The following is a 21,296-nucleotide window of genomic DNA, read 5'->3' on the forward strand; positions in this document are numbered from 1 at the left end:
GAAATCCGCAAGCTGCGACACGCCAGCGTGGAATCGCTGCGGATGACAGTTCGGCTCGCTACCGTTAAGGTGGGCTGCCGCCTTGTTACCGACACGACTGCATGCAAAATGCCCTCAGACGTCGCCTGCGACGCGTCGTCACCGCCCTGTTGATGCTCCTGTCCCTGCTGTTTCCGGCCCAAGCCTTTTTCCAAGTGGATCGCGGCCTGAAGGCGGTACGCAAGCACGACTTCATCCAGGTCTTTACACGCAACACGCCGACGACCTACTACGAAGGCCGACGCGGCCCCACCGGTTTCGAATACGAACTGGTACGGCGCTTCGCCGATCATCTGGGCGTCAGCCTGGCGATCAATAGCCAAAGCAACATCGAGGGCGTGCTGCAGGCCGTGCGCCAGGGCCAGGCCGACCTGGGCGCAGCCGCCCTGCCCCTGGACCCGACCCTCCCCGGCATTCGCTACAGCCGGGCCATCCTCGACCTGCAGCCACTGGTCGTCTACCGGCGCGGCCTGCCGCCCCCGCAATCGGTCGAAGATCTGCTCAAGCTCGATATCGGCGTGATCAGCGGCTCGGGAGCCAGTCTGGTACTACGCGAGGCGCAGGCGCAGTGGCCGGACCTGAGCTGGCGCGAAACCGCGAACCTGGAGGTCGCCGACCTGCTGGAGATGGTTGAAGCCGGCGATCTGGACGCCGCGGTGATCTACGCTCACCAGTTCAAGCTCAACCGGCTGTTCTTTCCCGGCGTGGAGAACGCCTTCGTACTCGGCGAGCCACTGAGCCTGGCCTGGGCATTCCCCGAGACAGTGGGGCTGGGGCTCTTGGAGGAGGCCAACCGCTTTCTCGATACCCTGCAGGCCAACGGCACCCTGGCGCAGTTGATCGAGCGCTACTTCGGTCACGACGATTATCTGGAATATGTCGGCGCCCGGCTGTTCATCCAGCATGTCCAGGGGCGGCTGCCGAAGTATGCGGAACTCTTTCGAGAGGCGGCACGCAACACTGGCTTCGACTGGAAGTTGCTGGCCGCGCTGGGCTACCAGGAGTCCCATTGGCGACCCAAGGCCACCTCGCCCACCGGCGTGCGCGGTTTGATGATGCTGACGCTGCCTACCGCCGAGCAGATGGGCGTGGACAACCGTCTCGATCCCAGGCAGAGCATTGATGGCGGCGCGCGCTACCTGCGCAGTATCGAGGAGCGCCTGCAGGCGGAGATTCCCGAGCCCGACCGCCTCTGGATGGCGCTAGCGGCCTACAACGTGGGGTTGGGACACCTGTACGACGCGCAGAAGATTGCCGAGATGCGCGGCGGCGATCCCTATGCCTGGGCCGACGTGAGAGAAGCCCTGCCCCTGTTGCAGAAGCGCGAATGGTACTCCAGGGTCCGCCACGGTTATGCACGCGGCGGCGAACCGGTCATCTACGTACGCAACATTCGCCGCTACTACGAAATCCTCAATTATGTCGACCGTAGCCAGCAACAGTTCCATCAGCTCGACGAGCGCCAGGAAAAAGCGGCGGAAGACATGCTCTTCGACACGGTTTCTCCGTTACTATAGGCAGCGCCCCGTAACAATTATTAACAAGAGGCGCGCTATTTCATGACGCTGCCCCGTATTGTGGTCCTGCTCGCCGTGCCCGCCACGCTGCTCGGCCTCTGGCCTGTCGGCGCCCACGAGAGCTGGCTGATCGCCCCCCTGATGGGGTTGTTGATCACCGGCCAGTTGGCCTGGCAGCAACGTTGGGTCAAGCTCAGCCGGTGGCTGCTGACGACCGCCATGGTCCTGATGATCCCGCTGGCGCTGAGCTACCTGCTGCCCGCCGCCTGGGTACCGCCGCCAGGCTGGGACCGGCTGTTCGGTCTGCTATCCGCGCAGTGGCCTTTCTTCCAGATGCGCCCGCCGGCGCTGGTGCTGTTACTGCTCTACGGCCTCGCCGCCAACACGCTCATTCAGCAGCGCCTGGGACTGGGTATTCCCATTCTGCTGGCTCTGGAGGGGGTGGAGCTGGGCGCGCTGTTCTACGAGTGCGCACTGCATCCCGATACAGGAATCTTCGATAGTCATCTCTATGCCACCTCTCCCGGCATCCTGCTGGCACTGGCGCTGTTATGGGGCGCCCACTGCCTCGAGCTGATGCCGCTTATGCGCCATCACTGGCGGCGTATCCGCCTGCCGCTGGCGCTCGGCCTGGTCATTGCTCTGCTGGGCATCGTCCACTGGATGCATCAGAAGCATGTCGAAGACAGCCTCATTTCGCGCAATATCGCCGCCACCGGCAACCAGCTCGGCCAGTTGCTGAAACTGGAGATCGATGCTCACCTCAAGGCCATGCGACGCTTCTCGAGCTTCTGGGGCATGCTCGGCCATGAGCCCAGCGCCACGCAGTGGGAGCAGCAGGCCAGCCGTTATCACGAGGATTTCGGCTATTTCCGCGCCATCGCCTTCATCGACCGCGACAGCCGTGTCACCCGCATCACGCCCTATCAGGGCAATGCCGAGGTGCTCGGCATGCGCCTGTACGATGCCCAGCCCAGGAGCCGCGAGGTCCTCGAACAAGCCCTGCGCCAAGGGCGCGAGGGCCAGACCGGCGTCATCGACCTGATTCAGGGCGGCAAGGGCATGATCAGTTATCTGCCGGTGCGCAATGCCGCCGATGGCGAGCTACTGGGAGCCACGGCCATGGTGGTCAGCCTGCAGACCCTGCTCGAAACGATCCTGCGACGCGTCGACATCCACCGCCTGGCGGTCAGCCTGGATTCCGGCCAGCAGCGCTACGTGCGTATCGGTCCCGCCCGACATCTGGCTGATTGGCAACACCAGGTGAACATCGATTTCGGCGCTCATGCGTTGACGCTGAGCATTCAGCCCAGCCTGCCGTTTCTGCTCACCTCCCGCCCGCGCCTGCCGGAGATCGCGCTTACCTTCAGCCTGGTATTCGCCTATCTGGTCTACTGGGTAATGTATATCTACCGTCGTCTGTCAGCCCAGCAGGGCGCGCTGCAACGAATCAATGTCTCGTTGCATGCGGAGATGGCGGAACGTTCGCGCCTGCAGCAGGAGGTCGAATGGCTGGCGCAGCACGACGAGCTGACCGGATTGCCGAATCGCCGCCGCCTGCTCGAGTGGGTGGAAGCGGCACGCACGCACCTGCCCCTTACGGTGATGCTCTGCGACATCGACCACTTCAAGGCGGTCAACGACAGCCTGGGGCACCTGGTCGGGGATCGCTATCTGCAGCGTCTGGCCCAGGCGGGGCGCGAACCCGTCGCGGCGGCGGGCGGCCTGCTGGCACGCTACGGCGGCGAGGAGTTCGTCGCCTGCATTCCCGCCTGCAGCCTGGAGCAGGCCCACGTCCTTGCCGAGCAGTTGCGCCACGCCATGCTCGCTACCGGCCTCAAGCAGCCCAACGGTGTCTCGCCGGTCACGGTCAGCGTGGGCATCGCCACCCTGACCCAGGCCCCGCTGGAACTCGACAGACTCCTGCAGGCCGCCGACGAGGCGCTCTACCGCGCCAAGGCCAACGGGCGCAACCGGATCGAGATCTCGCTATAGGCGCATGCCATGCGCAGAGCGCCGGGCAGGACGCGCATGTCAGACATCATCACCCCTGCGACAGGCGGCAAAAAACTCCCGCATCAGGCTTGCCGCGCGGCCGGCCAGCACCCCGCCCTCCACGGCGACCCGGTGATTGAACCACGGCTGGGCGAACAGATTGGCCTTGGACTCCACCATACCGGTCTTGGGCTCGGCCGCGGCATAGACCACGCGCGCGAGGCGCGCATGGAGAATCCCGCCGGTACACATCACGCAGGGCTCGAGCGTCACGAACAGCGTACAGCCGTCGAGACGATAGTTGCCGAGTCGCATGGCTGCGTCGCGCAGCGCGCGGATCTCGGCATGGGCGCTGGGGTCGTGGGTCGAGACGGGCGCGTTGAAGCCGGTGCCGACGATTTCCCCCTTCTCGTCCACCACCACCGCTCCGACCGGCACCTCCCCGGCCGCAAACGCCAGACGCGCCTGGTCCAGTGCGCGGTGCATGTAGTACGTGTCGCTGCGCAAGTTGTTACTCTCCGGTATGCTGCGGCCATAGACACCGCCAACTGCGGCATTCATGACGATTGTGAAGGACATGGCTTATGACACAAGCACTCGATGATCTGGTGGCCTTGCTGGGCCTGGAAATGCTCGAGGAGAACCTGTTTCGCGGCAATAGCCAGGATCTGGGCTTCCCCCAGCTATTCGGTGGCCAGGCGTTGGGACAGGCCCTGTCGGCGGCCAGTCAGACGGTCACCACCGAGCGCAAGGTGCATTCGCTGCATGGCTATTTCCTGCGCCCGGGAGATGCCAAGCGCCCCGTGGTCTATCAGGTCGATCGCGTGCGCGACGGGGGCAGCTTCACGACACGGCGCGTCACCGCCATTCAGGGCGGCAAGCCGATCTTCTTCTGCAGCGCCTCCTTCCATGGCGAGGAAGAGGGCTTTCAGCATCAGACCAACGCCCCCGACGTGCCGGAACCCGAATCGCTGATGGATCAGATGGTCACCGCTTCCAGCATCGGCAATGTCGCCGGGCACCCTATCGAGATGTTGCCGGTGAAGGGCTCCATCCACAGCGAGGGGATCACGCCACCGGCCAAGCGCCTGTGGTTCCGCCTGGCCGGCGACTTGCCCGACGACAGCGCGCTGAACCGTTACCTGCTTGCCTACAGCTCCGACTTCAACCTGCTGGGCACCGCCCTGCAGCCGCACGATGCGGATTTCAGCAATCCCCGCCTGCAGGCAGCCAGCCTCGACCACTCGCTGTGGTTCCACCGCGACGTGCAGGTCAACGACTGGCTGCTCTACGACATGGACAGCCCCTGGGCCGGCGGCGCCCGCGGCTTCGCCCGCGGCAGCATCTTCAACCGTGCCGGCCAGCTGGTCGCCTCCGTCGCTCAGGAAGGATTGATCCGCATGCGCTGAAGACGGCCCATCTGACGTGAGGCAGTGACGCCTGACTGCCAAACAGGCGTCACTGCCTCGTCACGAGAACTCGTTCCTGCCCAGCCAGGGTGTCGACAGGCACCGGGCGGACGTAATGCCGAGAAACGCGAGAATGGGCCATCCCGAAATTTTTGCCGTTTCTCAATGCAGGTTGTTAACACAAACTAACAATTAACTTATCCTCTCTTGGCGGCTGCGCAGCCAGCCTCTGTTGACGTTCGCTTGTCGGCTCGACAGGCGCTGGTCCAACGACACGCGCGACGGCCGATCGTCTCATGTCCGAAGCCAACGTCCAGCCCCTTCAGACTACGAGGCAGGCCATGACATCCCGGGACAGCCAGCTTCTCTCCACCCCCTTCGATGCCGTTGACGAGACGCCATCGGGTAGCCCCTCAGGGGATCTGTCCGACAAGGCGCTTGCCCGCCTGGGGCCCGAAATCGAGCGCAACCAGCGGCGCGGCCTGCACTGGTTGCGCTTTTCGTCCAACCTGGAGCAGCTGTTCGAACACGAAACCGGCTCGTCACGAGTGCGTCAGCTGCTGCTGGGTGGCGTCACTGCCGTGTTGCTCTACAACCTGTTCCTGCTGGCCGACCACTGGCTGGTACCCGACATCTTCGCGACCGCCGTGATCGTGCGTCTGGCCATCGTCACGCCGCTGGCACTGCTGACCCTGTACATCGTCGCGCGTCACCGCGCGCCGGTACTGCGCGAGACGGCGGTCACGACCCTGACCATCGCTACCGCCGCCAGCGTGGTCTACCTGCTGTTGCACAGCCAGTCGCCACTGTCCGACTACTATCATCCCGGCCTGATCCCGGTGATCCTCTTCGGCAACGTCGTGGTACAGCTGCGTTTCTGGTACGCGCTCTGGGCCTCGCTGACCATCATCGTGCTCTATGCCCTCGCCGAATGGCCGCCGAACTCCCTGCCCGCGGACGTGCTGGGCATCAACATCGCGCTGATGAGCAGTTGTGCCGTATTCACCCTGTTTGCCAACTACATGCTCGAGCGCAACCTGCGCCAGGGGTATCTGAGCAACCTGCGCGAACGCGTGCGGCGCGCGGAACTGTCCTTGAGCAACGCCGAGCTGACCCGCCTGTCCTATAGCGATCCGCTCACCGGTCTGCCCAACCGTCGCGAGTTCAATCGCTACCTGAGCGAGTTGGTAGAATGTCCCCTACACGACCGGATCGCCTTCGTCTTTCTCGATATCGATCATTTCAAGCGTTACAACGATACCTACGGCCATCCGGCGGGAGACGCCTGCCTGGCACACGTGGCGCAGATTCTGCAGGCCAGGCTCTATCGTCACGGGGACATGGTGGCACGCATCGGCGGCGAGGAATTCGCCGTCGTGCTGCCCGGCGCCAACCGTCAGACGGCGATGTTGATCGCCAACAGCCTATGCCAGGCGGTCGCGGAGGCCGACATCGCGCACGAGAGTTCTCCCGTCTCGACATACGTGACCATCAGTGGCGGTGTCGCGGAGGGGATGATCGGCGAGAAGATGCCCAAGGTGCTGGCCGCCGCCGATGCAGCGCTCTACCGCGCCAAGCAGGCCGGGCGCAACTGCGTGAGTGACTGAGCGCGGCCCATCGGCATGTCGGCGTCTATACCACCCGCACCTCGGGCCAGCGCCCTGGCATCGCCTGCAACCGCTCGTGCAGGGCCTGTCCCGCTTCGCCGCAGGTGAGCGCCGCATCGAATGCCTGCAGATCAGCGAAGAACGCCGGGCGGACAATATCCAGCTTGCTTTCGTCCACTACCAGAATGCGCCGCTCGGCACTGTCGATGGCGGCCTGCTTCGGCGTCACCTCATGGAAATGGAAGCAGCTCACGCCTTTCTCCACATGCACACCTGCCGCAGAGAAGAAGGCCTTGTTGATACCCAGCCGGCGAATGGCAACCGCCATATCCTGACCGCCGAACGATTGTGAGGCGGGATAGTAGAGTCCGCCGAGCATCACCAGCCTGACTTGAGGAAACTGGCGCTGGTTGAAGGCGTTGATGACATTGAGCCCATAGGTCACCACGGTCAGTGACATCTCGCGATCCAGGGTCGTCGCAAGTGCCGTCAGGGTCGTGCCGCAATCGATGAAGATCGTATCCCCCTCCTCGACGAGCGCCGCCGCCGCTTCGCACAAGCGCTGCTTGACCGGCGCATGGCGGCCTTTCTGGGCATCGAGGTTGTAGACCGGTGCAAACTGCGGATCGTCCCCCATGACCAGTCGTCCGCCGAGCGAGACGATGGATCCGTTGCTGGCGGCGATATCGCGGCGAATGGTCATCTCCGAGACGCCGCAGAGCCGGGCCGCTTCGGAAAGCGGAATCATCCCGCCCCCTCTCAATGCTTCACAAAGACGTTCCAGGCGTTCGGCGCTACGACCATTCATCACGTTCTCCCTGTCGGAATTGCCTTGCTCGTCAGGATGTTGCTTCCGGCGGACGCTATTATCCCCGGTGCCGGTCCGCGGCGCTAACACTTCCCTCAACGCAGCGTCGCAATTTCTCCCGGAACGCCAGTGACTTTTATCACAAAATGATGTTAAAAAAATAACATCACCTCGTGCCGCCCATGGGAAGGGCCGGCATAGGCACCAGGCAATGGCACAGGAACGCAATCGTATGACAACACTACAACAAGCCGCCCGTCAGGCGCTGTCCCTGATGGATCTCACCTCGCTCAACGACGATGACGACACCGCCCGCATCGCCGCTCTCTGTCGGCGGGCCCGCACCCCGGCAGGCACGCCGGCCGCCGTATGCATCTATCCGCGATTCATCACCGCCGCTCAGCGCGAGCTCGACGCCCTCGGCCTGTCCGGGCAAGTGCGTATCGCCACGGTAACCAACTTTCCCGATGGCAGCGACGATGTCGAACGTGCCGCGCGCGAAACCCGCGAGGCGATCGCCATGGGTGCCGACGAGATCGACGTGGTACTGCCCTACCGGGCGCTGCAGGCAGGTGACGCGGACGTGGCGCACCAACTGCTCGCCGCCTGTCGCGAAGCCTGCGGCCAGCATACGCTGAAGGTGATTCTCGAAAGCGGTGAACTCAAGACACCGGAACTCATCCGCCGGGCCTCGGACATCGCCCTGGCCGAAGGGGCCGATTTTCTCAAGACATCCACCGGCAAGGCCGATGTCAACGCCACACTGGATGCGGCCGACATCATGCTCACCGCCATCCGCGACAGCGGCCGCGATGTGGGTTTCAAGGCCGCCGGCGGTATTCGCACCACCGCGGATGCCAAGGCCTATCTCGACCTGGCGGCACAATTGATGGGCGAGGACTGGCTGACGCCGGCTCACTTCCGCTTTGGCGCTTCGGGACTGCTGAACGATCTGCTCGCCACGCTCGGCGTCGATGAAGCCGGCGCGCCAGCGACCTCGGGAGGATACTGAGCATGCTGGCCCAGGAGATCATCCGCCTGAAGCGCGACGGCCAGGCGCTACCGCCCGCGGCGATTCGCGCCTTCATGCAGGGCATCGCCTCGGGTGACATCGGCGACGCGCAGATCGGTGCCTTCGCCATGGCCGTCTACCTGCAGGACATGAACGTTGACGAACGCATCGCGCTGACCACGGCGATCCGCGACTCCGGCCACGTCATGCGCTGGGAGGATGCCGGCCTTCAAGGCCCGCTGGTCGACAAGCACTCCACCGGCGGCGTGGGCGATCTGGTATCGCTGGTGCTCGGACCGTGGATTGCCGCCTGCGGCGCTCACGTGCCGATGGTCTCGGGGCGCGGCCTGGGCCATACCGGCGGCACACTGGACAAGCTCGAATCGATTCCCGGCTACGATGTCACCCCTGATGACGCCACCTTCCGCCGCCTGGTGCGCGAGGTCGGCGTGGCGATCATCGGCCAGACGGCGAGTCTCGCCCCCGCCGACAAGCGGCTTTATGCAGTGCGTGACGTCACCGCCACCGTCGAGTCGCTGCCTTTGATCGTCGCCTCGATCCTCGGCAAGAAGCTCGCCTGCGGACTCGAGGCACTGGTCATGGACGTCAAGGTGGGCAGCGGCGCCTTCATGCCCACAATGGAGGCTTCCCGTGAACTCGCCGAGGCGATCGTGACCATCGCGGGCGGTGCCGGCACGCGCACCAGCGCACTGCTCACCGACATGAACCAACCGCTGGCGAGAAGCGCCGGTAACGCTCTCGAGATCCACCAGGCCCTGGCGCTGCTCACCGGCGATGACCGTAGCAGCCGGCTCTATCGCGTCACCCAGGCACTCGCCGTGGAGATGCTGCTGCAGTCGGGACTGGCCACGACGTCACAAGCGGCTGCCGCACGCCTCGCGCGGGCTCTGGACAGCGGCGATGCTGCGGAGCGTTTCGCACGCATGGTGGCCGGGCTTGGCGGGCCCGCCGACCTGATCGAGCGGCCCGAATCCCGTCTGCCTGCCGCTGAAACGGTGCTGTCCGTGCCGGCCCCGCACGCCGGCACCGTTACCGCCATCGATACCCGCGAGCTGGGCATGGCAGTGGTCTCGCTGGGCGGTGGGCGGCGCAATGCCGGCGACACCATCGACCACAGCGTGGGGCTCAGCGGGATCGCCGAGCTCGGCCAGCACGTCGAGGCCGGCGAACCGCTGGCGCGAATCCATGCCCGCAACACCACCGAGGCCGAACAGACCCGCCAACGGGTCCGACAGGCCTTCCAGCTCGGAGACGCCATCACCCCGCCCGCGCTGATTCACGCCGTCATCCATGAGGAGAGATCGTCATGACCCGTGCCATCGTTCTGGTTCTCGACTCCTTCGGCATCGGTGCCGCCCCGGATGCCGAAGCATTCGGCGATGCCGGCGCCGACACCCTCGGGCATATCGCCGAGCAACGTGCCGCCAGGGGCCAGCCCCTGGCGCTGCCCAACCTGGCGCGTCTCGGCCTGCTGCACGCCCATCGACTGAGTAGCGGAAACTGGGCGTCGGGCATGGCGCCCCCGGAGGAGGTGGTCGGCGCCTACGCCGCCGCCAGCGAAATATCCTCGGGCAAGGACACGCCCTCCGGCCACTGGGAGATCGCCGGCGTGCCGGTGCTCTTCGACTGGGGCTACTTCGACAAGCCCACCGACAGCTTCCCGCCCGAACTGCTCGACGAACTGGTCCGCCGTGCCGAACTGCCCGGCGTGCTGGGCAACTGTCACGCCTCGGGCACGGCGATCATCGAATCGCTGGGCGAAGCGCATCTCGCCAGCGGCAAACCGATCGTCTACACCTCTGCCGACTCGGTGTTCCAGATCGCCTGTCACGAATCTCACTTCGGCCTCGAACGGCTCTACCGGTTATGCGAGATCGCCCGCGAACTGCTGATGCCCTACAACATCGGCCGCGTCATCGCGCGCCCCTTCGTTGGCGAGAGCCGTCGGGAGTTCCTGCGCACCGGCAATCGTCGCGACTATGCCGTCGAGCCACCCTCCCCCACGCTGTTACAGAAACTGTGCGATGAGCGCGGCGGCCAAGTGGTGGCGATCGGCAAGATCGGCGATATCTACGCCCACTGCGGCATCAGCCGCCAGGTCAAGGCCAGCGGTTTCGAGGCACTGTTCGACGCCACGCTGACGGAAGTCGAGCGCGCCACCGACGGCGCGACCCTGATCATGACCAACTTCGTCGACTTCGATACGCTCTACGGTCACCGTCGCGACCCCCTCGGCTACGCCGCCGCCCTGGAGGCCTTCGATCGTCGTCTGCCCGAATTGCTCGAGCGGCTGCGCCCAGACGACCTGCTGCTGCTGACCGCCGACCACGGTTGCGACCCGACCTGGCAAGGCAGCGATCACACCCGCGAGCGGGTCCCGGTCCTGGCGCTGGGCAACGGCGTCTGCTCCGGCTCGCTGGGTCGGCTGGAGACCTTCGCCGACATCGGCCAGTCGCTAGCCGACTATTTCGGGGTGAGCACCATGGATTACGGCCAATCTTTCCTACGGTCTGCCTGAAGCGCGCTCTTCTTGGCACCTAAACCACAACAACAGGAGTCTTCCATGGCTACCGCCCATATCGAGGCCCGGCCCGGCGATTTCGCCGACACCGTGCTCATGCCCGGCGACCCGCTGCGGGCGCAGTTCATCGCCGAAACCTTTCTCGACGAAGTCAAGACGATCAACCGCGTACGCAACATGCTCGGCTTCACCGGATACTACAAGGATCGACGCATCTCGGTGATGGGCCACGGGATGGGCATTCCCTCGGTGTCGATCTACGCCAAGGAGCTGATCACCGACTACGACGTGAAGACGCTGATCCGCGTCGGCTCCTGCGGCGCGGTACGCGACGACGTGCAGGTCCATGACATCGTCGTCGGGATCGGCGCCTGTACCGACTCCAAGGTCAACCGCACGCGCTTTCTGGACCATGACTTCGCCGCCACCGCCGACTTCGAGCTGACGCGTCACGTCGTCGATGCCGCCGGCGCCCTCGGCAAGTCCGTCAAGGTCGGCAATCTGTTCTCGGCGGATCTGTTCTACTCGCCGCAGACGGCGCTGCTCGAACTGATGAAGCGCTACGGCATCGTCGGTGTCGAGATGGAAGCCGCCGGACTCTATGGCGTGGCCGCCGAATATGGCGCTCGGGCGTTGACCGTGTGCACGGTGTCCGACCATATCCTGCGCGGCGAAGCGCTCAGCGCCGAAAAGCGTCAGACCAGCTTCCACGACATGATGCAGCTCACCCTCGACGGCGTGCTGCGCGACGACCAGGCGAGGCAGACGTCATGAATGGCCTTCCCCTTGACGATACCCTGCGTCAGGCGCTGATCGAGGTACGCGATCATGCCTACGCCCCCTACTCAGAGCATCAAGTCGGGGCGTTGCTGATCAGCGAAAGCGGCACGCACTACCGGGGCTGCAACGTGGAGAGCGCCAATTACAAGGGGTTGTGCGCCGAGGCCGGCGCCATCGCCGCGATGGTCTCCGCCGGGGAGCGCGGAATCCGCACGCTCTACGTGATCGGTCCCGGCGAAGCGCTGTGCTCGCCCTGCGGCGATTGCCGGCAGCGCATCCGCGAATTCGCCGCGCCGCATACCGAGATCGTGGTACTCGACGGACAGGGAAACGTACTCAAGCGCTACACCATGGACGCCCTGCTCCCCGACTCCTTCGGCCCCGAGAACCTGGGCAAGCCGTCAGCGATGCAGCGGGACTAAGCATGCCTTCATGACGTTGAAATGGCGGGCTTTTATCCCGAGGGCAGGTCTTGGCGAAGAGCTTGGAAAATGCACTCTAAATGCGGCGAATCAACTAGCGAGGGGAAAGCCGGCCAGCCAGGCGGCTGGCCGGGGCAGGATCAGGCCGCGTTCTTGAGCGAGGCCATGTCGATGACGAAACGATAGCGCACGTCGCCCTTCTTCATGCGCTCCCAGGCCTCGTTGATGTTCTGGATGTCGATCATCTCGACGTCGCAGGTAATGCCTTTCTCGGCGCAGAAGTCGAGTACCTCCTGGGTCTCGGGAATGCCCCCGATCAGCGAACCGGCCAGCACACGACGCCGGAAGATCAGATTGCCCCCCAGCACGGCCGGATCGAGCGGCTGCAGTTGCCCGACCAGAATATGCGTGCCGTCGTACTTCAGGGCCGCCAGATAGGGGTTGACGTCGTGCTGCACCGGCACGGTATCGAGCATGAAGTCGAAGGTCTCGGCGACTCCGGCCATCTGCGCCTCGTCGGTGGAGACCACGACATGATCGGCGCCGTTGCTCTTGGCCTCCTCGACCTTGCTTTCCGAACGGGTGAACAGCGTCACTTCGGCGCCCAGCGCCTTGGCCAGCTTGACGCCCATGTGTCCAAGCCCGCCCATGCCGATCACGCCAACCTTGTCGCCGGGCTTGACGCCGTAGTGCTTGAGCGGTGAATAGGTGGTGATGCCGGCACACAGCAGCGGCGCAGCGGACTTGAGATCGATGCCCTCAGGCATGCGCAGCACGAAACGTTCACTGACCGTCACCTTGTCGGAATAGCCGCCCTGAGTCAGGGTGCCGTCGTGGCGGTCCGGGCTGCCATAGGTCATGACGAAGCCTTCGGCGCAGTACTGCTCCAGGCCGTCGTTACAGGCATGGCACTGGCGACAGGAATCGACCATGCAGCCCACCCCGACGATATCGCCTTCCTTGTAATGGCTCACTTCAGGCCCCACGGCAGTAACGCGGCCGACGATCTCGTGGCCGGGCACCACGGGATAGGCGGCCATCCCCCAGTCGTCCTTGGCGAAGTGCAGGTCGCTGTGACAGACACCGCAGTAGAGAATATCGATGGCGACATCGTCGGCGCGCAGTTCGCGGCGCTCGAACGACCAGGGCACCAGGGGCGATGTGGCATCGTGGGCAGCGTAACCTTTGGCTTCTGGCATGTCAGGCTCCTTGTGACAGGCTTGCAACGGTGAGCGAGCCGATCACGCCATTCGCCGCGGACAGGCGACAGACGTATCGGCACACACTAGACCAAAGTAGTGTGGCTCACGCTGGCGCGTCCCGGCCATGCCCGTTTCTGCTCGATTCCTGCCGGATTCTCTTGAATGACGCCGGTCAAGCCTCACGAAGCGGGAAATTCATGCACAATGTTATGCTGTACAACAGCTCTCCTTCTCTAGCGTGATGCCATGATCCAGACGCCCGACTCAACCGATATCGAACGCCGCGCCTCAGGCAGCCTCCCCGACCGCTTCGGTGCGCACATGGCTGCGCTCATCGCGCCTCTGGCGACCGGGGAAGGTTTCACCTCAACCGCCCTGCCCGGCGTACAGGTCATTGCCTCACACTGCAGCCAGCCACGTACCCCGCTGATCTACGAGCCCAGCCTGGTCATCATCGCCCAGGGCCGCAAGATCGGTTACCTACAGGAACGTGTCATTCACTATGGGGCCGGCAATTATCTGATCCAGGCCCTGCCGCTGCCCTTCGAATGTGAGACCCACGCTGAGCCGGAACAGCCCCTGCTGGGTGTTTCGGTAAGTATCGACCGCCTGATGCTCGACGAGCTGGTCCGGCCATTGCTCGCGCATCGTGCGTCGACCTCCACGACCTCGGCGCCGTCGCCCATGGCCGCGGTGCCCATGAATGAGTCCATGGGCCATAACGTGTTGCGCCTGCTCGAATGCCTGCACGATCCGCTGCTCTGCGAGGCCCTGGGCCCTGGGCGTGTCCGTGAAGTGCTGTTCGAAGCCCTGCGTGGCCCTCAGGGTGATTCGTTGTGTCAGCTGATCCAGAATACCGGGAAATATACCCAGATTGCCGAGGCGCTGGCCTACCTGCACCGCCACTATACACAGCCGATCGCCGTCGAGCAGTTGGCCAGCGAGGTCAATATGAGCGCCTCGCATTTCCATCACCATTTCAAGCGCACCACACGCTTGGCGCCGATGCAGTACCTGAAACGCCTGCGTCTGCTCAAGGCACGCGTGTTGCTGACCCAACAGGCCTGCAACGTCAACCGGGCCGCGACCGAGGTCGGCTATCAGAGCGCGTCGCAGTTCAGTCGCGACTACAAGCGCTACTTCGGCGTTCCTCCCAATGCCGACCGGCCATAGGTTTCGCGATACCGCCGTACGTCACGCCGAAAGCGCGGACAACGGGCGGCCACTCTCCGCCTCGTCATGCCGAAACATGCCCCGCCGCCCGAACGGCCCGGGCCGGACAGGCGATCGGGTGGGTCCATACGGCTGACAAACGCCTTTCGACGCGGCAGTACCGAATCCTTTGGCAATCCTCGAACGGCTTCTATGCTTAGTGGACACTTCGGCCATCCAGGCGGGCCGTGCTCGGCCAGGGATGAGGCAGACAAGGAGAGTGACATGGCGTTCAAGAAGCTTGAAGACCAGGTGCTCGTGATTACCGGCGCCACCACCGGTATTGGGCTCACGACAGCGCGCATGGCGGCCCGGCAGGGTGCTCGCCTGGTGCTGGCGGCCCGCGACGAGAACACCCTTCACCAACTCGTCGAGGAGATTCTCCAGGCAGGGGGCGAGGCGGTTTACGTGGTAGCGGATGTCGGCAAGGAACTCGAGGTCCAGGAGATTGCCCGCACCGCCATCGATCGCTTCGGCGGTTTCGATACCTGGATCAACAATGCCGGAGTCTCGATCTTCGGCCCGATGCTCGAGGTGGCCACGGACGATCACCGCCACCTGTTCGAGACCAATTTCTGGGGCGTGGTGTATGGCTCGCTGGAGGCCGCGCGCCACCTGAGTCAGCATGGCGGCGTGATCATCAATCTCGGCTCCGTCGCCTCGGACCGTGCCATTCCCATGCAGGGCATGTATTCCGCCTCGAAGCATGCCGTCAAGGGGTTCACCGATGCGCTGCGCATGGAACTCGAGGATATGGGTGTCCCCATCGCGGTCTCGCTCATCAAGCCGGCCAGTATCGCCACTCCCTTTGCGGAACACGCCAAGAACATCATGGACGAGGAGGCAACCCTGCCGCCGCCGCTCTACGCCCCCGAGGTGGTGGCTCGCAGCATCCTGCATTGTGCCGAGACTCCCAAGCGCGACGTCTACGTCGGCGGCGGCGGCAAGCTCATCACCATGCTGGGCCACTGCGCGCCGCGTCTGGCGGACAAGCTCATGGAATCGCAGATGATCGATCAGCAAAAGCTCGACCGCCCGGAGCACCGTTACCGTTTCTCCCTGCGTGAGCCGGCTACCGACATGCGCGAGCGCGCCGACTATCCCAACCGCGTTCACGAATCGAGCCTGTACACCAGCGCCGCGCTCCATCCGCTGGCGAAGACGGCCCTGTTTGCTGGTGCGGCACTAGGGATCGTCGCCCTCGCCCGCCGCGGCTCGCGCGACTGAGCCTCCGCCGGGCCGACGAGGCCCGGCGGACACCTGCCCATCGCGAATGCCAGCGCTGCCGTGCCTGGGTCGAGTCGAACGAGGGCAACGCCCCCTTCTTGCCGACCGCTACCTTTCACTTCTCCGATTGATGTCGGTCAACATGACCGGAGCGACTTTATTGCCTCATGAAGCGTGATTGCCTCATGAAACGTGTTCTATAAGTGAATGACGTTCATGCCCGCTCCGATCCGACGAGTTGCCCGACGATGGATAAACGCACGCAGTATTCGCTCTGGTATTTTCTGCTGTTGTTCCTGCTGTTTCTGGCCCTGTCCAACCTCTGGTCGCCCTCGGAGGAGACGATCCGCTACAGCACGTTCAAGACGTTGTTGCACGCGGGCGAGGTCCGGGACGTCACGGTCACCGACGACACCATCCGTGGCCGGGTATCACGTCAGGGCCTGATCGGCCACGTCGCCCCGGAACGCGCCGCGCAGCTGCGGGAAACGAACGAGGAAACCCTCGGCTTTCGCACGCTGCGCATCGACGATCCGCAGCTGGCCGCCGATCTCGAGGCGGCGGGCATCGACTACGGCGGGGAAGCCAGCAGCACCTGGCTGGCCACGGCCCTGGCCTGGACCCTGCCGATTCTTCTGCTGATGGTGTTCTGGGGCTTCATGTTCCGGCGCATGGGGATGGGCGGCGGCGGCATGATGGCCATCGGCAAGAGCAAAGCCAAGGTTTACATGGAAAAGGACACCAGGGTCACCTTCGACGACGTCGCCGGCGTCGACGAGGCCAAGACCGAGCTCATGGAAGTGGTGGATTTCCTCAAGGACGCCGGGCGCTACGGCCGACTCGGCGCTCACGTGCCCAAGGGCGTCCTGCTGGTCGGCCCACCGGGCACCGGCAAGACGCTGCTGGCCCGCGCCGTGGCGGGCCAGGCCGGGGTGCCGTTTCTGTCGATCAGCGGCTCCGAGTTCGTCGAGATGTTCGTCGGGGTGGGCGCCGCCCGGGTCCGCGATCTGTTCGAGCGCGCCCGGCAGATGGCGCCGGCGATCATCTTCGTCGACGAGCTCGATGCCCTGGGCCGTGCCCGGGGAGCGCATCCGATGATGAGCAACGACGAGAAGGAGCAGACGCTGAACCAGCTGCTGGTGGAGATGGACGGCTTCGACCCGAGCAGCGGCCTGGTCCTGCTGGCAGCCACCAACCGGCCCGAGATTCTCGACCCGGCCCTGCTGCGCGCGGGGCGCTTCGATCGCCAGATCCTGGTGGATCGTCCCGACAAGATCGGCCGCGCCCAGATCCTGCGCGTGCACATGAAGAAGGTGCGCGCCGCGCCCGACCTGGACGTCGAGCAGATCGCCGCCCTCACTCCCGGCTTCTCCGGCGCCGATCTCGCCAACCTGGTCAACGAAGCTGCCCTGCTGGCGACACGACGCGACAGCGAGGCCGTGTCCCTCGACGACTTCACCGCGGCGATCGAGCGGCTGATCGCCGGACTGGAGAAGCGCAACCGCATCCTCAACGCCCGTGAGCGCGAGACGGTGGCCTACCACGAACTGGGCCACGCGCTGGTCGCCATGGCACTGCCCGACGTCGACCCGGTGCAGAAGGTGTCCATCATTCCACGCGGCATCAGCGCGCTGGGCTACACCCTGCAGCGCCCCACCGAGGATCGCTTCCTGCTGTCCGAGGAGGAGCTTCGCCAGCGCATGACGGTGCTCCTCGGCGGCCGGGCCGCCGAACGCCTGGTGTTCGACGCCCTGTCGACCGGTGCCGCCGACGATCTGGACAAGGCCACCGACATCGCCCGCAGCATGGTCATGCGCTTCGGCATGGACCCCGATCTCGGCCAGGTGACCTACGAAAAGGCCTCGCCGAACCTGCTCCAGCAGCCATTTGCCGAGTCTCAGCGCCATTACAGCGAGGCGACGGCTCAGGCCATCGACCGGGCGGTCCGTGAGCTGGTCGATGCCGCCTTCCAGCGCGCCACCGCGCTCCTGCAGGCGCGTCGGCCGCTGCTGGAGCGCGGCGCCGAACTGCTGCTGCAGCGCGAAAGCCTCAGCGGCGAGGAGATCCGCCAGCTGCTGGAGGCAGATAGCGCCGCTGCGCCGGACGCCGCCGTGAAGGAGACCGCCACGTCACGCCAGCCTCACCTGGGCCGCTAGTCACGACACGCGTCAGGGTCGATTGCCGGCGGCCATTCATCCTACCGCCGGCCGGATGCCGCTGGCCGGCACCTCGCGAATCGGCCAGTGCAGCGCCATGGTCACCAGACTCAGGGCCACTCCGGCCCACCACACCACTTCATAGGTACCGGTGGTCTCGTACAGCCAGCCGCCCAGCCACACCCCCGTGAAGCTGCCGAGCTGATGGCTGAAAAACACCACACCATAGAGAGTCGCCATATAGCGAGTGCCGAACATCGTCGCCACCAGCCCGGTGGTCGGCGGCACCGTGGCCAGCCATAGAAATCCCATCACACAACTGAACGTCAGCACACTGGTCAAGGTCAGGGGCAGCAGCATGAACAGCGCAATGGCAATGGCGCGTCCGCCGTAGATCGCAATCAGTACCAGACGCATGGGCACCCTGCTGGAGACGATCCCGGATACGAAGGCGCCGGCCACATTGCATAGTCCGATCAGGCTGATCGACCAGGCGGCGACGGCCGGGTCGAAGCCGGCATCGGTCAGGAACGGCGGCATGTGCACGGTGATGAACGCCAGATGGAAGCCGCACACGAAAAAGCCGGCGGTCAGCAGCCAGTACGAGGCATGGCCACGCGCCAGCTTGAGCGTGTCGCGCAACGCCTGGGGCGAGACGATCCGGCCGGCGGCGGCGGGCCGGTCACTGGCCGCCAGCGGCATGGCCAGCAACGCCATGGATAGCGACATCAGCGCCATGACATTGAGCGCCCCGCTCCAACCGAGCCAGTCGATCAGCCCTTGGGCCACCGGCGCGAGCAGGAACTGCCCCATCGATCCGGCCGCCGTGCCCACTCCCAGCACCCACTGGCGCTGCGACTCATCCACGGCACGCGTCATCGCCGGCAGCACGATGCCGAAGGCCGTGCCCGCCACACCGGCCCCCACCAGCAGACCTGCTCCGACATGCAGTGCCCATATCTGGCTGACATCGGCGGTCATCCACAAGCCCAGCGCATAGAGCACGGCGCCACCGACAATGACACGCACCGTACCGAATCGGTCCGCCAGGCCACCGGCCAGTATGGCGATCGCTCCCCAGGCCAGGTTCTGAATGGCCAGTGCCAGACCGACGATATCCCGCCCCCAGCCATTGGCCTCATTGAGGGGCTGAACGAACAGCCCGAAGCTGGAACGGAAACCGAACGACAGCATCAGCAGCGTACAGGCGCTCAGAAGCAGCCACCAGGTGGCGGCAGGTAGACGGGAGATGGGCATGGACAGGGTCTCCAAGCAAGGTCAGGCGGCTGACGCCCTTTCATTCTTCTTACCAGGCGACAAGCATACTTTCCATTCCCCGCCATGGGGCTCTACCGATCTGAGCCGCCTCTACGCTGAAACATTCTTACGCTGAAAACCGCCTCCTCTGCGATGATCCGCGCGTTCAGCGGCTGTTGGGCGGCCCCATCGCCGTCGGCAAAGGCATGGACCTGCTGCCTGGATACGGCGGTCAGGCCCCGGGCACCGCCCCGAAGCGGCCGCTCTGATAGTCCTTCATGGCCTGGTGGATTTCCTCGCGCGTGTTCATCACGAAGGGGCCGTACGACACCACCGGTTCCTCGCAAGGCGCGGCATGGCCGAACAGCAATACCGTCTCGGAGCGCGCGGCGATACAGATCTCATCGCCGTCATCGTTCAGTTCCACGAGATGATGGGGCTCAAGGAGCGTATCATCGAGACTCGCCTCCCCGCGCACCACGTACAGGAACACGCTGCGACCGGCCGGGGCCGGCAGCGTGATCTGCCCTGCGCCATCCAGGGCGACAGTCATCATCGTGACGCCGGTCAGCGAGGCGATGGGGCCGGCATGTCCATCGAATTTGCCGGCTACCAGATGGACCGTGACCCGGCCGCCGTCCGCCGCAATCGCCGGGATCTGCTCAGCCTGCACGCCCACGTAGGCGGGGGGCGTCATCTTCAACCGCGCCGGCAGATTGACCCATAGCTGGAGGATCTCCAGCGGGCCGCCGCGCCGCTTGAACGACTCGGGCGAAAGCTCGGCGTGGACGAGCCCCGAACCCGCAGTCATCCACTGCACGCCGCCAGCGCCAATCACGCTCTCATGCCCCCCGCTGTCCCGGTGTGCCAGCTCCCCCTCGAGAATGAAGGTGACCGTCTCGAAGCCTCGATGCGGGTGCGGCCCAAAGGGCAGCCCGGCGTTGTCGGGCGGATAGACCTGCGGCCCGTGATGGTTGAGGAACAGAAACGGGTCGAGCAGCTCGATCGCAGGGCCCGGCAAGGGACGGCGGGTGACGAGATCGCCGATATCATCACGGTAGGCGGCGTGCTGGCGATGGATGGTGCGGTTAGGCATGTCAGGTCCCCCTCATGACACCATGGGCAGTTTGCCGGCGCGTTCAACGCCCGCCGAGAAAGGCATGGATGGCGGCGAAGTCATCCCGGCCGTGTCCCGCCGCCTTGGCGCTGGCATAGAGCTCCTTGGCCAGGTTGGCGAGAAACAGCGGCTGATCCTGTTCATAGGCGGTGAGCTCGAGCAGATGCAGATCCTTGTGCATCAGTTCCAGGGGGAACTGCGCCTCGTAGTCCCCCTTGCGGATAAGCTCAGCCTTCCCGGCGAGAAATGGCGCAGCCACCGGCAGCTGGGGCAGCGTATCCATCAGGAATTCCTTGGAGAAGCCGAGCTTCTCGCCTAGAACCGCCGCCTCGGAGTAGGCCAGCATGGCCTGCGCCAGCAGCGCATTGACCAGCATCTTGAAGGCGGTGCCCTGCCCGGTCTTGCCGACGTGCATCACCTTCTTGCCCATGCACTGCAAGAGCGGCTCGATGCGCTCGAAGTCGGCCGTCTCCCCACCGACCAGAAACGACAGCTCGCCGGCTTCGGCAGGCGGCTTGCTGCCGGCCACTGCGGCGTCGACGAAGCGCAGACCATGCGCATCGGCGCGCTCGGCCATCGCCACGCTGAAGGAGGGATTGACCGTGGAGCAGTCGACCCACAACGCCCCTTCGCGCATCGACGACACGAACCCCTCCTCGCCGAAGGCCACCGTCTCGACCACCTCGGGCGAGGCCAGCATGGTGAATACGATCTCGGCGTCGCGCACCGCCTGTGCGGCGGAATCCACCGCTGTCGCGCCCGCCTCGGCCAGCGCCTGTCTCGGCTGCGGCGAACGGTTGTACACGCTCAGCTCGACGTCGGGATGCTTCATCAGGTTGCGTGCCATCCGGCTGCCCATGATGCCAAGCCCGATAAAAGCCACGTTCATGTCTCTCTCCTTGTATGACTGCTGACAAAAAATTCACCCGCACAAGCTGGTGACTGGCCGCTTGGCCACTTCGAGCGATTGCGACTAGGCTTCAGCCTTCGCTAA

Annotated in this window: 18 protein-coding genes; 12 read left to right on the top strand and 6 right to left on the bottom strand. The window is 64.8% G+C overall.

All coding sequences use genetic code 11. From position 1 onward, the window contains the following. Positions 1 to 101 precede the first annotated feature (101 nt). Both mltF and ACYQ12_RS15100 read left to right on the top strand, forming a co-directional pair. On the top strand, positions 102 to 1,556 hold the full coding sequence (gene mltF, locus ACYQ12_RS15095) for a membrane-bound lytic murein transglycosylase MltF (protein WP_459873300.1): 1,455 nt from the start codon (positions 102 to 104) through the stop codon (positions 1,554 to 1,556). A 42-nt stretch (positions 1,557 to 1,598) separates the two neighbouring features. After that, positions 1,599 to 3,551: a sensor domain-containing diguanylate cyclase gene (locus ACYQ12_RS15100; protein WP_459873302.1), complete on the top strand. Its 1,953-nt coding sequence runs from the start codon at positions 1,599 to 1,601 to the stop codon at positions 3,549 to 3,551. Positions 3,552 to 3,590: 39 nt separating this feature from the next. Here the strand turns inward: ACYQ12_RS15100 and tadA are convergent, their stop codons facing one another. Further along, positions 3,591 to 4,058, bottom strand: a complete 468-nt coding sequence (gene tadA / locus ACYQ12_RS15105) for a tRNA adenosine(34) deaminase TadA (protein ID WP_459873304.1) — start codon at positions 4,056 to 4,058, stop codon at positions 3,591 to 3,593. Positions 4,059 to 4,135: 77 nt separating this feature from the next. On the opposite strand from tadA, the gene ACYQ12_RS15110 reads away from it, so the two are divergent. Continuing rightward, positions 4,136 to 4,960 (top strand): acyl-CoA thioesterase, encoded by an 825-nt coding sequence (locus ACYQ12_RS15110; protein ID WP_459873307.1) that lies wholly within the window; start codon positions 4,136 to 4,138, stop codon positions 4,958 to 4,960. A 341-nt stretch (positions 4,961 to 5,301) separates the two neighbouring features. Next, a complete protein-coding gene (locus ACYQ12_RS15115; RefSeq protein WP_459873309.1) occupies positions 5,302 to 6,567 on the top strand; it encodes a GGDEF domain-containing protein in 1,266 nt (421 codons plus the stop codon). 25 nt (positions 6,568 to 6,592) lie between these two features. On the opposite strand, the gene ACYQ12_RS15120 is transcribed toward ACYQ12_RS15115, so the two are convergent. Beyond that, the gene (locus ACYQ12_RS15120) at positions 6,593 to 7,375 is read right to left on the bottom strand and encodes a DeoR family transcriptional regulator (protein ID WP_459873311.1); all 783 of its coding nucleotides are present in this window, start codon (positions 7,373 to 7,375) and stop codon (positions 6,593 to 6,595) included. Between the two features lie 232 nt (positions 7,376 to 7,607). On the opposite strand from ACYQ12_RS15120, the gene deoC reads away from it, so the two are divergent. From deoC to cdd, 5 genes are read left to right on the top strand one after another with little or no spacing between them, the layout of a single operon-like run. Next, positions 7,608 to 8,387 (top strand): deoxyribose-phosphate aldolase, encoded by a 780-nt coding sequence (deoC, locus tag ACYQ12_RS15125; RefSeq protein ID WP_459873313.1) that lies wholly within the window; start codon positions 7,608 to 7,610, stop codon positions 8,385 to 8,387. Positions 8,388 to 8,389: 2 nt separating this feature from the next. Continuing rightward, positions 8,390 to 9,718, top strand: coding sequence for a thymidine phosphorylase (gene deoA, locus ACYQ12_RS15130; RefSeq protein ID WP_459873315.1), 1,329 nt, complete (start codon positions 8,390 to 8,392; stop codon positions 9,716 to 9,718). After that, a complete protein-coding gene (locus tag ACYQ12_RS15135) occupies positions 9,715 to 10,926 on the top strand; it encodes a phosphopentomutase (RefSeq protein ID WP_459873318.1) in 1,212 nt (403 codons plus the stop codon). The genes deoA and ACYQ12_RS15135 overlap by 4 nt, the downstream gene beginning before the upstream one ends. Positions 10,927 to 10,971: 45 nt before the next feature. Further along, positions 10,972 to 11,703: a purine-nucleoside phosphorylase gene (gene deoD, locus ACYQ12_RS15140; RefSeq protein ID WP_459873320.1), complete on the top strand. Its 732-nt coding sequence runs from the start codon at positions 10,972 to 10,974 to the stop codon at positions 11,701 to 11,703. Continuing rightward, on the top strand, positions 11,700 to 12,131 hold the full coding sequence (gene cdd / locus ACYQ12_RS15145) for a cytidine deaminase (RefSeq protein WP_459873322.1): 432 nt from the start codon (positions 11,700 to 11,702) through the stop codon (positions 12,129 to 12,131). Before deoD ends, cdd begins: the two co-directional genes overlap by 4 nt. 140 nt (positions 12,132 to 12,271) lie before the next feature. On the opposite strand, the gene ACYQ12_RS15150 is transcribed toward cdd, so the two are convergent. Continuing rightward, positions 12,272 to 13,330 (bottom strand): NAD(P)-dependent alcohol dehydrogenase, encoded by a 1,059-nt coding sequence (locus ACYQ12_RS15150; RefSeq protein WP_459873324.1) that lies wholly within the window; start codon positions 13,328 to 13,330, stop codon positions 12,272 to 12,274. A 249-nt stretch (positions 13,331 to 13,579) separates the two neighbouring features. Here ACYQ12_RS15150 and ACYQ12_RS15155 point away from each other — a divergent pair, with 249 nt between their 5' ends. The 3 genes from ACYQ12_RS15155 to ftsH all read left to right on the top strand — a co-directional run bounded on the left by ACYQ12_RS15155 (position 13,580) and on the right by ftsH (position 17,928). Further along, entirely contained in the window at positions 13,580 to 14,506 is a 927-nt protein-coding gene (locus ACYQ12_RS15155) for an AraC family transcriptional regulator (protein WP_459873326.1), read from the top strand. A gap of 264 nt (positions 14,507 to 14,770) precedes the next feature. After that, positions 14,771 to 15,772, top strand: coding sequence for an SDR family oxidoreductase (locus ACYQ12_RS15160; RefSeq protein WP_459873328.1), 1,002 nt, complete (start codon positions 14,771 to 14,773; stop codon positions 15,770 to 15,772). Between the two features lie 248 nt (positions 15,773 to 16,020). Next, positions 16,021 to 17,928, top strand: a complete 1,908-nt coding sequence (gene ftsH, locus ACYQ12_RS15165) for an ATP-dependent zinc metalloprotease FtsH (RefSeq protein ID WP_459873330.1) — start codon at positions 16,021 to 16,023, stop codon at positions 17,926 to 17,928. A 36-nt stretch (positions 17,929 to 17,964) separates the two neighbouring features. Here the strand turns inward: ftsH and ACYQ12_RS15170 are convergent, their stop codons facing one another. The 3 genes from ACYQ12_RS15170 to ACYQ12_RS15180 form a co-directional block, all read right to left on the bottom strand. Beyond that, positions 17,965 to 19,185, bottom strand: a complete 1,221-nt coding sequence (locus ACYQ12_RS15170) for an MFS transporter (protein ID WP_459873332.1) — start codon at positions 19,183 to 19,185, stop codon at positions 17,965 to 17,967. A 232-nt stretch (positions 19,186 to 19,417) separates the two neighbouring features. After that, positions 19,418 to 20,281 carry a pirin family protein gene (locus ACYQ12_RS15175; RefSeq protein WP_459873335.1) on the bottom strand — a complete coding sequence of 288 codons (864 nt, stop codon included), beginning with the start codon at positions 20,279 to 20,281 and terminating at the stop codon, positions 19,418 to 19,420. 43 nt (positions 20,282 to 20,324) lie between these two features. Beyond that, on the bottom strand, positions 20,325 to 21,191 hold the full coding sequence (locus tag ACYQ12_RS15180) for an NAD(P)-dependent oxidoreductase (protein ID WP_459873337.1): 867 nt from the start codon (positions 21,189 to 21,191) through the stop codon (positions 20,325 to 20,327). Between the last annotated feature and the right edge of the window lie 105 nt (positions 21,192 to 21,296).

It is taken from the genome of Halomonas shantousis (genome assembly GCF_054654615.1).